The sequence below is a fragment of the uncultured Brachyspira sp. genome, assembly GCF_944388875.1.
Classification (GTDB): domain Bacteria; phylum Spirochaetota; class Brachyspiria; order Brachyspirales; family Brachyspiraceae; genus Brachyspira.
The window spans coordinates 22,228-37,122 of the sequence record NZ_CALXKQ010000006.1; the positions used below are offsets into that span (position 1 = coordinate 22,228).

Annotated in this window: 13 protein-coding genes; 11 read left to right on the top strand and 2 right to left on the bottom strand. The window is 28.8% G+C overall.

Annotated elements, in window-relative coordinates; all coding sequences use genetic code 11:
* Window positions 1-2: 2 nt before the first annotated feature.
* Both Q0J69_RS05900 and Q0J69_RS05905 read right to left on the bottom strand, forming a co-directional pair.
* Window positions 3-989, bottom strand: a complete 987-nt coding sequence (locus Q0J69_RS05900) for a cyclic nucleotide-binding domain-containing protein (protein ID WP_297205067.1) — start codon at window positions 987-989, stop codon at window positions 3-5.
* A 116-nt stretch (window positions 990-1,105) separates the two neighbouring features.
* Entirely contained in the window at window positions 1,106-1,693 is a 588-nt protein-coding gene (locus Q0J69_RS05905; protein WP_297205069.1) for a pyridoxamine 5'-phosphate oxidase family protein, read from the bottom strand.
* Between the two features lie 112 nt (window positions 1,694-1,805).
* Between Q0J69_RS05905 and nadE the strand changes: the two genes are divergently transcribed.
* The 11 genes from nadE to Q0J69_RS05960 all read left to right on the top strand — a co-directional run bounded on the left by nadE (window position 1,806) and on the right by Q0J69_RS05960 (window position 14,881).
* A complete protein-coding gene (nadE, locus tag Q0J69_RS05910; protein WP_297205071.1) occupies window positions 1,806-3,701 on the top strand; it encodes an NAD(+) synthase in 1,896 nt (631 codons plus the stop codon).
* Window positions 3,702-3,841: 140 nt separating this feature from the next.
* A complete protein-coding gene (locus Q0J69_RS05915) occupies window positions 3,842-5,773 on the top strand; it encodes a chemotaxis protein (RefSeq protein ID WP_297205073.1) in 1,932 nt (643 codons plus the stop codon).
* Between the two features lie 24 nt (window positions 5,774-5,797).
* Window positions 5,798-6,061: an anti-anti-sigma factor gene (locus Q0J69_RS05920; protein WP_297205074.1), complete on the top strand. Its 264-nt coding sequence runs from the start codon at window positions 5,798-5,800 to the stop codon at window positions 6,059-6,061.
* Between the two features lie 20 nt (window positions 6,062-6,081).
* Window positions 6,082-6,450, top strand: a complete 369-nt coding sequence (locus tag Q0J69_RS05925; protein ID WP_297205075.1) for a response regulator — start codon at window positions 6,082-6,084, stop codon at window positions 6,448-6,450.
* A gap of 53 nt (window positions 6,451-6,503) precedes the next feature.
* Window positions 6,504-8,654, top strand: coding sequence for a chemotaxis protein CheA (locus Q0J69_RS05930; RefSeq protein ID WP_297205077.1), 2,151 nt, complete (start codon window positions 6,504-6,506; stop codon window positions 8,652-8,654).
* A gap of 12 nt (window positions 8,655-8,666) precedes the next feature.
* Window positions 8,667-9,197, top strand: a complete 531-nt coding sequence (locus Q0J69_RS05935; protein ID WP_297205079.1) for a chemotaxis protein CheW — start codon at window positions 8,667-8,669, stop codon at window positions 9,195-9,197.
* 19 nt (window positions 9,198-9,216) lie between these two features.
* Window positions 9,217-10,068, top strand: a complete 852-nt coding sequence (locus Q0J69_RS05940; protein WP_297205080.1) for a CheR family methyltransferase — start codon at window positions 9,217-9,219, stop codon at window positions 10,066-10,068.
* A gap of 20 nt (window positions 10,069-10,088) precedes the next feature.
* Window positions 10,089-10,682 carry a chemotaxis protein CheD gene (locus Q0J69_RS05945; protein ID WP_012670039.1) on the top strand — a complete coding sequence of 198 codons (594 nt, stop codon included), beginning with the start codon at window positions 10,089-10,091 and terminating at the stop codon, window positions 10,680-10,682.
* 27 nt (window positions 10,683-10,709) lie between these two features.
* On the top strand, window positions 10,710-11,846 hold the full coding sequence (locus Q0J69_RS05950) for a chemotaxis response regulator protein-glutamate methylesterase (RefSeq protein ID WP_297205081.1): 1,137 nt from the start codon (window positions 10,710-10,712) through the stop codon (window positions 11,844-11,846).
* Window positions 11,847-11,852: 6 nt separating this feature from the next.
* Window positions 11,853-12,674, top strand: a complete 822-nt coding sequence (locus Q0J69_RS05955; protein WP_297205082.1) for a hypothetical protein — start codon at window positions 11,853-11,855, stop codon at window positions 12,672-12,674.
* A gap of 119 nt (window positions 12,675-12,793) precedes the next feature.
* Window positions 12,794-14,881 carry a glutamine synthetase III gene (locus Q0J69_RS05960; protein ID WP_297205084.1) on the top strand — a complete coding sequence of 696 codons (2,088 nt, stop codon included), beginning with the start codon at window positions 12,794-12,796 and terminating at the stop codon, window positions 14,879-14,881.
* Window positions 14,882-14,895: the final 14 nt, after the last annotated feature.

Sequence of the window (14,895 nt, forward strand, 5' to 3'; positions counted from 1 at the left end):
AATTAAAGTTTAGACACTCTGGCATTAGCTTCCTTAGAGAAATTATCCATAGGAGGCATAGAAATAACTTTTTGATAATATGCCTTGGCTTTGGTTTTGTCAGCTTTAGCTTCACATGTTTTAGCCAAAAACAGTATAGCCTCTTTAACATTTGAAGATTTAGGATATTTTTTTATTGCTGATAAAAGCACTGTAGAAGCATTATCATATCTATTTAAATTATAGTAGCATTTTCCCATAAAAAACATTGAATTTTCAACTACTTTTTCATTACTGTTTTTAAGAAGTGAATTAAATATTTTTATAGAAGCAACATAATCATTATTATTATATAATTCTACAGCTTTAGTATAATCAGGATTATTAATTTCTTCTTTTTGTTTATTATCGCCTTTAGAATATGAAACAGTATCAGGAGGCGGTGCTATATCGCTGTCATCAGTTATATCAAGTTCATCCTTACATTCTTCAATCTTTTCTTTCACAGTATTATAGTAAGATGAATCTTCATCAGCATATTGAACATATCTTTTATATGCATATAAGGCATTTTTAAATTTTTTATTTTTGAAATAGAACTCCCCTATACTGTATAATCCTTCCAAAGGATCAGGTCCTTCTTCATTTATATCATTTTCTACAAGAACTCTAACTCTTTTATTTATTCTTCTAAGCTGATTAGAAAATACTTTAAGCATTTTTATTATTATAGGCTTATTTTTTTCTATAAGACTTTCAAACTCTTCATAAGTTATGATAATTACCACACAGTCACTCAAGCACTGAACAGTATCTTCCTGAGGATATGTTCCTAGTATACTTTTTACTCCGAAAAATTCACCTATATTTATAAGTTCTCTTGTTTCATAACCAGTTTCCTCAGATAAAAATATACTCTGTGCCTGACCTTGTTTTAATATGTAAACTCTATCAGAAGTATCCCCAGCAAAATATACTATAGAACCTGCTTTATATACTCTTGTTTGCATTAAAATTTCCTCAAATAATATTTATTCTAATTAAAACTTCATAGAATATATTAAAGATTTTTTTATCATTAATTTATTCTATCACTTATGATACTTTTTTCAAGTTATTTTTTTTATTATTTTCTCATTTTATTAATCATAATGATTGTTTCATTATCGATTATTGTACCCCTATTCTTCAAGTCATTTATAATAATATTAATATCATTATCGGGAATATTTTGCCCAAATTTTGCTTTTGAAGTAATATTCTCGGCTTTTAAAACCCCTATAAGTACATTTTTTTGTGAATAATCAAAAATATCATTATTTATGGATAATGAATAGTTGTATGGTTCATATTTTTTCACTATTTCATAAAGTATTTCTTTTCTCTTATCTGTATTATTAATAATTTCAAATTGACCTTCAATAAATACCGAAAAGAAAAACTGTGTAGGAACCATTTTACCAAACATAAATGAGGATGGTATATAAGAATATAGTTTTGAAGCGGTAAAAGAAACTTTTGGATTATTTTTTAGAATTTCATATTTTCTTCCAGCCATTGCACCATGAAAATATACCTCATTATTTTTATAGCAAAAACTTATAGGAACAGCATAAGGAATTTTATCAGGCAATGCCATAACCCCAAATTCTATACTATTAAGAATGGCTTCTATTTCTTTAGTATCTTCAAAAATAAAATCTTTTCTTCTCATTTGATTTTCTTTCAATAAAAATGTATACTTAAATTAATATTTTTTGTTATATTGTTTATATATACGGTTATTTATTTAAATTATTTAATGTTTTATTTATGGAGTATGATATATGAAAATAGCAATTTCGCAATTAGAGATAATTCCATCTATGCCATGTGATAATACTGTTAGAATTATAAGTTTTATAAGCAAGGCTAAAAAAGAAAATGCTGATATAGTAATATTTCCAGAATTATGCATATCAGGATACTTAATAGGAGATATGTGGGAAAGCGAATCATTTATAAGAGAATGTGAGGAACTTGGAGAAGAAATTATAAAGGCTTCTAAAGGTATATATGTTATATTTGGAAATGTAGCTTCAGATAAAACTAAAAAGAATTTTGACGGCAGAATCAGAAAATATAATGCTATGTTTGTATCAAAAGACGGAAAATTAGTGCATAATAATTCAGCTCCTTATCCGTATATAATAAAAACATTGCTTCCTAATTATAAGGAATTTGAAGACCCTAGGCATTTTTATAGTTTAAAGGATTTAGCTTTTGAAAATGGTGCAGATATTAAAGAATATTTGAAACCTTTAGAAATAGAATGTAATAATGGAAAAAAAATCAATTTAGGATTAACTATATGCGAAGATGCTTGGAGTAAGAACTATTCTGTATCTCCTATGGATGTTATAAATAGAGATAAAAATGTTGATATATTTATAAATATTTCAAGTTCTCCTTATACTTTGATTAAAGATTCTAAACGTCATCAAATGTACGGAGAGATAGCATGCAGGCATAATGTTCCGCTTGTATACGTAAATAATGTGGGTATCCAAAATAATGGAAAGACTGTATATAGTTTTGATGGAGGAAGTTCTGTTTATGATAATAATGGAAGGCTTCTTATTTCTGGAGTGAGATATGAAGAAGATTTATATTTTGTAGATATTGATGTAAAAAATAAAATATTTCCAAAGTACATTGAAATAAAAGAGAATAATGAATATAAACTTATATATGATACAGTAATTTATGGTATAAGAAAGTTTTTGAAATCTATAGGAATTAATAAGGTTGTTATAGGGGTTTCTGGCGGTATAGATTCTGCATTATCATCTGCAGTATATGTTAATGCTATAGGCAAGGACAATGTTCTTCTTGTAAATATGCCTAGCAAATTCAATTCTGATACCACAAAAAATTTAGCTAAAACGCTTGCTGATAATTTGGGATGTGCTTATATGGTTGTTCCTATACAGGAATTTGTAGATTATACTGTAAAACAATTGGAAAGCTCACCTATTATAAGAGATAATAAAGAAGATCATTTAAAGGTGTCATCATTTGTTATAGAAAATATACAGGCTAGAGATAGATCATCAAGAGTCTTATCTGCAATTGCTGCGAGTTTTGGAGGAGTATTTACATGCAATGCAAATAAAACAGAAACTATGGTAGGATATTCAACCATGTACGGAGATGGAGCTGGATTTTTTGCATGCTTGGCGGATTTATGGAAGTATCAAATTTATGGTTTAGCTGATTATGTAAATAAGGAAGTTTTTAATAAAGAAATAATACCTGAAGGCACAATAAAGATAGTTCCAAGTGCGGAATTATCAACTTCTCAGGCTGTAGATGAAGGCAAAGGAGATCCAATAAAGTATGATTACCATGATTATCTATTCAAAACTTTGATGGAGTCATGGAATAGAGTTATATTAGAGGATGTTTTGTCTTGGTATATTGATGGAGTTTTAGAGGAAAAAATCGGCTGCAGAAAAGGTTTAGTAAAAGAATATTTTAAAAGCGATGCAGATTTTATAGATGATTTAGAGAAATGGTGGAAACAGTATATGGGTATGGCTGTTTCAAAAAGAATACAGGCACCGCCTATACTTGCTATAAGTAGAAGAAGTTTCGGATTTGGAAACAGAGAGGCACAGAACAGAGTTTATTATACGGCTAGATATTTATATTTGAAAAATAAAATACTGAATGAAAAATAAAATAATATTTACTATTTATGTAAAAAATTATTATAAAACTATAAACTAATTAAATATTTTACTTGCAAAAAGCAATAATAAATGTTATATTTAGTTTGTAATATTATTTAAATACAATAAAATGTTAGGATAGTATATAAGTGGCAGCATCTAGTGTTATAGATAACAACATACATCAAGACATACTTGATTATTCAGCAATACTTGAAACAACTGTAAAAGATATTCATTCTTTTTTGGATGAAGTAGGAAGAGTATATAGTTTTATAGGTGAGAAGTTTCCTATTATAGAACAGGAAATGAAAAATGAAAATGAAAAGGCAAATGAATTGCTGTCATACTTTACAGATAAAGAGAAAGGTAATAAAAACTTTTCAAATGATTTAGATGAGAATCAGGAAGACTTTTTTAGATCATTTGAAAGAATGCAGGGATTTATTAATCAGGATAATGAACTTTCAGATTCATTAGTAGAAGACGTTGGTAAAACAAGCAATATAATGGACTCTATTGAACAGATAAGAATGCTTGCAGATCAAATTAAAGTTTATTCATTAAATGCGATTATCATATCATCTAAATATGGTGCAGGCGGTAAAGCTTTTGGAGAGATATCAAAAAATATTATTAAAATGTCTGAAACTTCAAATGAACAAGCATATCAGATGAATAGAATTGGTAAGGAATTATTTGTTAGATTTGAGTCATTTAAAACAGAAATTCTTAAGGCAAATGAATTACAGAGGCAGAATTTTACTATAATGAGAGAACAGCTTGATAAAGAGCATAATAATATGGTTAACTCTTTTGCTGTATTTTCAAATATTATATCTGATATAATATCAAGAGTTGATAATACTTATGATTTTATATTTGAAATAATGATGGTTTTGCCTCGTGAGGATATTGTAAGACAGCAGACTGAGCATATTATTGAATCTATCAATTCCATAGTTTATGAAAATAGAAATTTTATAAATTCTTACGGCGAAAATGTTGATACAATGAATGCTGAAGATTTAGAAAAATCTGAAAATGAAACATTAGAGCATAAGTTATTGGATTTGCTTACATTTGACGATGTTGTTTTAACTCTTATTATTGAGAACTTCAAATCAATACATGAAGAGATAAATATGACTAATGCGGATATATATAAGAGTTTAAAAGGTTTAAAAGATGCTTTATCTGATATAGCTTCTGATAGAACAACTATTGTGGAATATATGATAGGCGGTGAGAACGGTAAATCAGAATTTCCATTTACCGTATCTGAGTCTTTATTTGAAGAATATATGGGATTTATTAAACTATATTTGGAAAATTTCAAATTGTTCTTAACTAATAAATATAGAATATCAGACAGTAATATAGCTATAATTGACTCTATTGAAGAATTGGAGAGCATGTTCTTAGAAACAAAAAATATAGCTAAAACGTTTAACTCAATTAACTTTTTGGCTAAAATAGAATTAGAGAAAAATAGTAATATATTCAATAACTCTCAAACTTTCTCTATTGAAAGCGTAGAGGCTATAGCTACAAATATTACTGATACGGTTGACGGATGTTTGGAGCAGTTTCATAATATTAAATCTGCAATATTTAGTTCTATTAATAAATTTAAATCTAATATTAATCATCAGTCAAGCGAACATACTTTTATAGAATCTATGACTGAGAGTGTAAGTAAGCGTCTTGATGAATCAAAATTTATTATTAATAATAATATAAAAAGATTGGAAAGTTATGCTAAGGAATTATTCGGACTTATAGATAAAACATTAATAGATTTAAGTTCTTTGAGTACATTATTGACTAAAATTAATGAAATTATAGAGATTTTCAATAGCATGAGAAATGTTATAAGAGATAAGAAAAATAAATATTATCAATCATTAGGTATTGATAATTGGAAAATAGAAAGCGATAAATATTTAGATATAGTTAATTCTTATACTATAAAGAAAGAGAGAGCTATTGCTAATAGTATTTTATCTGGCGAAGAGGCACCTGATGTCGATATAAATATAGATGTAGGTGCTGATAGCGGTGATTTTACTATGTTTTAATAAAAGTAATGGAGGTATTACAGTATGGCAGTTTTAGAAATTAGTGATAATCTTAATATTAGAACAATGAGTAAATATTTTAAGAATGTCATAAAAAGTGCAAATTATAATGAAGATATTACCGTAAAATTTAATTGCGAAGGTCCGGCCCATGTAGATTTAGCAGGTTTACAAATACTATATGCTATGAAAAAAGAACTTGCTAAAAATCAAAAAAACCTTATAGTAGAGGGTATGGATAATTTATTTGTAGAATATTTAAAAATAATTAATGATAAAAATAATTAATGATATAAGAGGTTAAATGTATGGCTAAAACAATACTAATTGTAGACGATTCAAATACAGCTAGAGCATCTGTTGAATATACCTTGAAAAAGGGCAGTTATAGCGTGGTATCTGCAGATGATGGTACTACAGGATTAGAGGTTCTAGGTAAAACACCAAATGTTGATATGATAATAACTGACCTTAATATGCCTAAAATGGATGGTATAGAATTCATTAAGCATGTAAGACAGGTAGATCAACATAAATATACCCCTATCCTTATGCTTACAACAGAATCTCAGGATGAGAAAAAGATGGAGGGTAAAGCTGCTGGAGCAAGCGGCTGGCTGGTAAAGCCATTTAACCCTACTCAACTTTTAGACGTTGTTAAACGTTTTTTAAATTGATGTTTGACACTACCCTATTATTAGGGATTTTATTAAAGGCAGAGGTATGATATATGTTTGATAGTGATGAATTTATTTCGATATTCTTAAGTGAAGCTAATGAGATAGTAGAAGGTCTTGAAAACGACTTGGTGCTTTTAGAGGATAACAAGAGTGATGAAGATCTTTTAAATAAAATATTTAGAAGTGCTCATACTTTAAAATCATCTGCAGGTACAGTTGGTTTTACTACTATGAGTGAATTAAACCACGTTGCTGAAAACTTGTTGGAAAAGGTAAGAAGCGGTAAATTAGATGTAACTCCTCAAATGATAACAGTTCTTTTAGAGTTTTTAGATACTGTTAAATTGATGCTTCAGAATATCGTTGATGGTAAGAGCGAAACTGAAGGTGTTACAAATATAGAATCTTTAAAAGCCAAAATAAAAGCTATAGCTGATGGAAATGATGTTAGTACAGCAGCTCCTGCAAAGCCTGCTCCTGAGCCTAAGAAGGAAGAGCCTAAAGCTGAAAATACTGAAGAAAATAAAACAGAGGAGAAAAAGGAGGAAACAAGCGGCGGTACTGGAGATAATTCTTTCCATATAGAAATGGGATTTAAAGCTACTATTTTTGATAATGGTATAGACCCTCTTATGTTTTTAAATGACCTTAGAGCTATTGGTACTATAAGTAATTTAAAAATAGAATGTGTTAGTTTGCCTACCATTTTAAATCTTGAAGATCCTTATATTTGTTATACTCAATTTTCATTAGATTTTGAAACTAATGCTCCTGAAGACCAAGTTCAAAATATATTCTTATTTGTAATAGATGATAATGATATTAATATAGTTAATACAAAAGCAGATATAAAAGATGATGAACCTGCAGAAGCACCTAAAAAAGAGGAAGCTCCTAAAACAGAGGAGGCTCATAAAACTGAAGAAAATAATAAAGCAGAATCTCCTGCGAATTCTTCTGCAGCTGCTGCAGGAAATAATCAGTCGCAAGCAGCTGCTCATAAAAAAGTTCAAGCTCCTTCAACTGTTAGGGTTGATACTAGAAAACTAGATAGTTTGATGAACCTTATAGGAGAACTTGTTATCGCCCAGTCAAGAATAATGCAGCTTACTCAGAGTCTTGATATAGATAATGGTTTAAAAGAAGCTGTTAGTTCAATGGATAGAACTTCAAGACAAATACAAGAAGAGGTTATGAACATTAGGATGATGCCTATAGGTCCTATATTCAATCAGTTCCATAGATATGTTAGGGACCTTAACTTGGAATTGAATAAAGAAGTTAAATTAGTTTTAAAAGGTGAAAGTACAGAAATAGATAAAAATATGTTAGAGCAATTATCCGACCCTCTTAAACACATGATAAGAAACTCTATGGACCATGGTATAGAAAAAACAAAAGAGGAAAGAATTGCAAGAGGAAAACCTGAGTACGGTACCATAACAATGTCAGCTGCACACCAAGAGGGACATGTTGTTATAGAGGTAGCTGATGATGGTAATGGATTAAATAAAGAAAAAATACTTAATAAGGCTATCGAAAAAGGTTTATTATCGAAAGATGGTAAATATTCAGATGTAGAAATATATAGAACTATATTCTATCCTGGCGTTTCAACTGCTGATAAAATTACTGACATATCAGGAAGAGGTGTTGGTATGGACGTTGTTAGAGCCAATGTTGAAAAAATGAAAGGTAAAATAGAAATTAAATCTGTAGAAGGTCAAGGCAGTACATTTATAGTAAAACTTCCTCTAACATTAGCCATTATTGAAGGTATTACTTTTGCTTTAGGAAAACAGATATATATAATGCCTCTTATATCTATTATTGAACAAATTAAAGTTAAAAATGAGCAGGTAAAACCTTTTGAAGGCAAAGGAGAAATGATAAAAATAAGAGATGAATATTTGCCTTTAATAAGACTTCACAAAGTTTTTGAAATAGATACGCAAGTTGAAAATATAGAAGATGGTATTGTTGTAGTAGTTGAAGCTGGTTATAGAAGATGTGCTATATTTGTTGATGAGTTATTGGATCAGCAGCAGGTAGTTATAAAATCTTTGGATTCTGCATTTAGTAAGCATGCAGGAATAGCGGGCGGTACAATACTTGGAGATGGAAGAATAGCTCTAATTATTGATATACAAGGGCTAGTTAATATGTCTTTACAAGGAAAAATAAACAACGGCGTTAAATAAAAGGATTTAAATATGTTAGATAATCAAAAAATAAATGCTGATAGTATACCTCAAGTTGGAGGAACTTCTTTAGATCATGAGGATAATATTTCTACTGAACCAAGTCAGCAATTTTTAGTGTTTAAAATTGATAATGAAGAATATGCCCTTGATGTATTGAGTATTGACGGTATAGTTGGCGTTACTAATATAACACCTGTACCTGGAAGTCCTAAATATATGAGAGGGTTAATGAATTTGAGAGGTAATATTCTTCATATAGTTGATATAAGAATCAGATTCGGATTAGCTAGAAGGGATGATCATTCTATTGAGGATGATGTTATTATTGTCATATCAACTACAAATAGGAAATTTGGAATATTAGCAGATATGGTAAGTGATGTTATTACAGTTTATGAAAGCCAAATGACAGAAACTCCTATAGATAATATGAGAGGACTTCAAATTTCTAATGTTATTAGATTGGAAAACAAGATTATAATGGTTCTTCCTATAGAAGAAATAATTAAATCTAATGATGAAGAAAATAAAACTTTATGATTTTATTTAAGGAATAAAAATGGATGATTTAAATGCCAGTATGCCTGCATTGACTGATTCCGAATTTGCTGAATTAGTTAAAATTATTTATGATAAAACTCGTATACAGATGTCTAATCATAAAAGAGCTTTGGTTACATCTAGATTAAGTAAAAGACTCAGAGCTTTACATATGGATTCTTTTAGGGAATACATAGATTTTGTAAAAAATGCTAAAGACGAAGAATTAACAAATTTTGTAAATGCTGTTACAACTAATAAAACAGATTTTTTTAGGGAAAATAAACATTTTGAATATATGAAAAGTACATTTCTTCCAGATTGGGAGAAAAATTTCAAAGCAGGCAAAGTTAAAAATCTTAGAATCTGGTCGGCAGCTTGTTCTACAGGGGAAGAACCTTATACAATACAAATGACATTACATGAATATTTTGGTTCTAATTATGACAGATACGATATTAAAGTATTAGCAAGCGATATAGATACCAATGTATTAGCTCATGGCAGAGCTGGTATTTATAGAGAAGAATCTGTTGACCCTATACAGGATAATATTTTAAGAAAATATTTTTTGAAAGGTACAGGGGATAAGGAAGGACTTTATAAGGTAAAAGATATTTTAAAGAAAAATTTATTTTTTAGACAATTAAATTTTAAAGATGAAGATTTTGATATACATACTCAATTTGATTTAATATTTTGCAGGAATGTTATAATTTATTTTGATAAAGAATTTCAAAAGGAATTATTTAATAAATTTCATAGATATTTAAAAGAAGATGGTTTGGTATTTATTGGTCACTCTGAAACTTTATTTGGAGTATCGGACAAGTTTAAATATGTAGCAAGCAATATTTATAAAAAGATTTAAAAATTATAGGGGTAATAATAATGATTGATTTTCCAGCAGCAGCCAATAGTAATTTTAAGAGAATAACTATTTATATAGGCGGTTATTATGCTTCTAAAGAGCCAGCTGTTATTAAAACTGTTTTGGGCAGTTGTATATCTGTTTGTCTCTTTGAGAACAAATTAAAATTTGGAGGTATGAACCATTTTATGCTGCCAGAAATGAGAGAATGGGAAAATCCAGCAGAAGACTATAACAATACCAGATACGGCGTATTTGCTATGGAAGTTTTGATAAATGAAATAATAAAATTGGGCGGAAAAAAAGAAAATCTTACAGCTAAGATATTTGGAGGCGGACATGTTTTATCAGGTATGACAAGTAATATACTTCAAGTTCCTGATAAAAATATACAATTTGCCAAAAAATTTCTAGCTGATGAAAAAATCCCTATAGTTAGCGAAGATATTGGAGGTTCTTGGCCTAGAAAGGTTTTTTTCTTTAATACTGAAAATAGAGTTCTTATGAAAAAACTAGAAGGAAAAACTAAAGAATTCTCAGCAGAACAAGAAATTAAATACTCTAAAAACTTACAGCATAAACTAGAGGAAAAATCAGATATCACACTGTTTTAATATATTAATAATTAGGAAGGATTTTTTATGGCTACAAAAATTAAAGTATTAGCTATTGATGATAGCGCATTAATTAGACAATTACTTACTAAAATAGTAAATTCAGATCCTGCATTGGAAATGGTTGGAACAGCAGCAAATCCTATTTTAGCAGAAAGTAAAGTTAAAAATCTTAAACCTGATATTATTACTTTGGATATAGAGATGCCTGAAATGGATGGTATTACATATCTTAAAAAATTAATGCTTAATAACCCTATTCCAGTAATAATGTTCAGTTCTTTATTAGATAAACATAGAGAATTAGCTTTGGATGCTTTAAATATAGGTGCTTTTGATTATGTTATAAAACCATCAGCTAATGTTAGAGATGGAGTTGAAGAATTAGCTACTGATTTAGTAGAAAAAATAAAAAATGCTTATGCAAATAGAGCAAAATTCTATAGAAAGCATGGTGTAAATATGCCTACAGAATCTGCTGCTTCAGTTTCTGATAAAGCACCTTTAAGTTTAGAAGCTCCTAAAACTTCAGGATTTAAAGTATATCAAAAAAATACAGCTGATATTATACTTCCTCTTACACCGTCTAGAGAAACGCCTATGGATAAAATTATTCTTATAGGTTCTTCTACTGGAGGTACAGAGGCTTTAATAGAATGTCTTAAAAATGTTACTCCTTCAGCACCTCCTATTGTAATAGCTCAGCACATGCCTGAACATTTTACTACTTCTTTTGCTAAGAGATTAAATAGTTTATTAAAGATAGATGTATTTGAATCTGAAGACGGTATGCCTGTTGGAAGAGGACAAGCTGTACTTGCACGCGGGGCAAAACATACTATGATTGAAGTTAGAGGCGGTAAATATTATATAAAAGTAAAAGACGGTGAACCTGTTACTAGACATAAACCTTCTGTAGATGTATTGTTTAGAAGCGGTGCTGTTTATGCTAAAAATAAAGCTATAGGTATAATATTAACTGGTATGGGTGATGATGGTGCTAATGGTATGAAAGAGATGAAAGATGCAGGTGCATATAATATAGCTCAAAATGAAGAAACTTGTACTGTATTTGGTATGCCTAGAGAAGCAATAGCTAGAGGCGGAGTTGATGAGGTTTTACCTTTAGATAAAATTCTTGCTGCTGCTTTAAAAAGAGTATAATAAAAAATGGATTATTCAAATATAGATTTATATCAATATATAAATAAATGGGTGGGTGGTACTGCCATCTACCCTGCTTATAAAATAGATAAACAGCTTGAAGCAGTATCAAAATTAATATCCTCACATAAATCTTTCAATAATATTTCTTTAATTGCAACTGGTGCCAAAAGAAACGGTACTAATATAAGCTATATGGAATATTTAAATATTTATATAATTTTGGATGATCCTTCCAATGGAACAGATACTAGAAAATTTAAAAATTCAATACTTGAACTCATTAAGAAAAATAATAATTATTCTGATAAAATTATAGAAATAACAAATTCATTAATTCTTGATTATGATAATGAAAAGATTGCATTATTTCCATGTTTTAGAATTATTGAAGAAAACAATGTTGAAGGTGTGCTTATTACATCTGTTGATGCTGTTAATTATATGGATTATCCTAAATTAGATAATAAGAATTTTGATAAGAAAGAACATGACTGCGGAAAAAATTTTATTAATTTAGTAAAAATATTTAAATATATATTTTCTAATTTTTCATCTGAAATTAAATCTATAAATGAGCTTTCTCCAAATATTGTTGAGGCACTTATTTGGAATTTACCTGATGAGTATTTTAAATTTAAAGATTATGATGAAGGAATAATTGATGCTATAGATTATATATATGAAGTAATAGCAAGCGATGATTATATGTCATTATCTGAAATTAATGATATAAAAGTTTTATTTTCAACTAGAAATAATCTTCATAGAAAAGAAATTCTAAAAGCATTGTATGAAATAAAAGACTTTATTCATAAAAATATTTAAAAAAATCTCTTTTTTATTAATTTTTTAAATAACTATTGATAGTAATATTGCATTAATTTTAAGTAATGATATAATAGAAAAAATTTATAATATAAATTTTTTTAGGAGAAAATACTAAAATGAAAAAAATACCAGAAATTTTTGGTAGTATGGTTTTTAATGATAATGTTATGAAGGATAAACTTCCTAAAGACATTTATAAAAAATTGATAAAAACCATAAAAAATGGAGAGCGTTTGAATTTGGAAGTTGCCAATGTTGTTGCTCATGCTATGAAAGAATGGGCTATAGAAAAGGGAGCTACACATTTTACACATTGGTTTCAGCCTATGACTGGGATAACAGCAGAAAAACACACTAGCTTTATAACTCAAACTGATGATGGTTCCATACGTATGGAATTTACAGGTAAAGAATTGGTGCAGGGAGAGCCTGATGCTTCAAGTTTTCCTTCAGGAGGTCTTAGGGCTACATTTGAAGCTAGAGGATATACTGCTTGGGACCCTACTTCTTATGCATTCATAAAAGATGATACTTTATGTATACCTAGTGCTTTCTGTGCTTACAGCGGCGAATCATTAGATAAAAAAACACCGCTTCTTAGATCTATGCAGGTTATAGAAAAAGAAGCTTTAAGGATATTAAAACTATTTGGACATAATGATGTTAATAGGGTATTTACTACTGTAGGAGCTGAGCAGGAATATTTTTTAATAGATAGAGAATTATATTTACAGCGACCTGATTTAAGATATTGTAAAAGAACATTATTTGGAGCTTGTCCTCCTAAAGGTCAGGAATTAGAGGATCATTATTTTGGAGCAATAAAACCAAGAGTATTGGCATTTATGAAAGAACTTGATAATGAACTTTGGAAATTAGGAATAGTTGCTAAAACAGAGCATAATGAAGTTGCTCCAGGTCAGTATGAATTAGCTCCTGAATTCACTATTACTAATATGGCTACAGATCAGAATCAAATTACTATGGAGCTTATGAAAGTAATAGCTGAAAAACATAACTTAGCATGTATACTGCATGAAAAACCATTTGCGGGAGTTAATGGAAGCGGAAAACATAATAATTGGTCTATAGCAACCGATACAGGAATTAATTTATTGGATCCTACTGATAATCCTTCTAAAAATAAACAGTTTTTATTATTCTTATCAGCTATTATTAAGGCGGTTGATGAGTATCAGGATTTACTTAGAATAACAACTGCAAGTGCAAGCAATGATCATAGGCTTGGTGCCGCTGAAGCTCCTCCTGCTATTATATCCATGTTTCTTGGAGATGAATTGACTGAGATATTAGAATCTATGGAAAATTCTAAAAAATATAAAGGAAAAGAAAAAGTTGAAATGGAAATGGGTGTTAATTCTCTGGCAAGATTAACTAAGGATACAACAGATAGAAACAGGACTTCACCTTTGGCATTTACTGGAAATAAATTTGAGTTTAGAATGGTTGGCTCAAGTCTTTCTGTTTCAGGTCCTAATATAATAATGAATACAATAGTAGCTGAGGCTTTATCTCAATTTGCAGATATACTTGAAAAATCTTCAGATTTTGAAAAAGATGTAAATAATCTGATTGTAGATACAATAAAAAAACATAAGAGAATAATTTATAATGGAAATAATTATTCTGAAGAATGGATTAAAGAAGCTTCTAAAAGAGGATTATTCAATTTAAAAACTACACCTGAAGCATTACCTCATTTTATAACTAAAAAAAATATAGACCTTCTAACTAAGCATAAAGTATTAACTGAAGCTGAAATTCGCTCAAGATATGAAATAGGTATGGAAGAATATGTTAAAGTAATTAATATAGAAGCTCTTACATTAATGGATATGGTTCATAAGCAGATACTACCCTATTCTATAGAATATACTGGAGAATTAGCTGATATTGCTGATAAAAAGAGAAATTTAAAACTTAAATTTGATGTTGAAAAAGATTTAATAAATAAACTTAATGAGTTAATAAAATTATTAGATTATAAATTAAATAAATTGGAAGTATATATTGCTGAAGCTAAAAAAATAAATGATATATCAAAATTAGCAAAATTCTATAGGGATAAAATATTTGAATGTTTAGAAGATATGAGAGTTACAATAGATGAATTAGAGAAAACTGTATCTAAGAAATATTGGAAACTGCCTACTTATGGGGATATGCTTTACAGTCTTTCATAAAAATTATATTAATA

What these genes read in the sequence shown, in the direction of transcription:
- nadE (WP_297205071.1), top strand. Translation starts at nt 1,806, where the DNA reads ATGAAAATAGCAATTTCGCAATTAGAGATAATTCCATCTATGCCATGT.
- Q0J69_RS05955 (WP_297205082.1), top strand. Translation starts at nt 11,853, where the DNA reads ATGGATTATTCAAATATAGATTTATATCAATATATAAATAAATGGGTG.
- Q0J69_RS05940 (WP_297205080.1), top strand. Translation starts at nt 9,217, where the DNA reads ATGGATGATTTAAATGCCAGTATGCCTGCATTGACTGATTCCGAATTT.
- Q0J69_RS05930 (WP_297205077.1), top strand. Translation starts at nt 6,504, where the DNA reads ATGTTTGATAGTGATGAATTTATTTCGATATTCTTAAGTGAAGCTAAT.
- Q0J69_RS05960 (WP_297205084.1), top strand. Translation starts at nt 12,794, where the DNA reads ATGAAAAAAATACCAGAAATTTTTGGTAGTATGGTTTTTAATGATAAT.
- Q0J69_RS05945 (WP_012670039.1), top strand. Translation starts at nt 10,089, where the DNA reads ATGATTGATTTTCCAGCAGCAGCCAATAGTAATTTTAAGAGAATAACT.
- Q0J69_RS05905 (WP_297205069.1), bottom strand. Translation starts at nt 1,693, where the DNA reads ATGAGAAGAAAAGATTTTATTTTTGAAGATACTAAAGAAATAGAAGCC.
- Q0J69_RS05920 (WP_297205074.1), top strand. Translation starts at nt 5,798, where the DNA reads ATGGCAGTTTTAGAAATTAGTGATAATCTTAATATTAGAACAATGAGT.
- Q0J69_RS05925 (WP_297205075.1), top strand. Translation starts at nt 6,082, where the DNA reads ATGGCTAAAACAATACTAATTGTAGACGATTCAAATACAGCTAGAGCA.
- Q0J69_RS05935 (WP_297205079.1), top strand. Translation starts at nt 8,667, where the DNA reads ATGTTAGATAATCAAAAAATAAATGCTGATAGTATACCTCAAGTTGGA.
- Q0J69_RS05950 (WP_297205081.1), top strand. Translation starts at nt 10,710, where the DNA reads ATGGCTACAAAAATTAAAGTATTAGCTATTGATGATAGCGCATTAATT.
- Q0J69_RS05900 (WP_297205067.1), bottom strand. Translation starts at nt 989, where the DNA reads ATGCAAACAAGAGTATATAAAGCAGGTTCTATAGTATATTTTGCTGGG.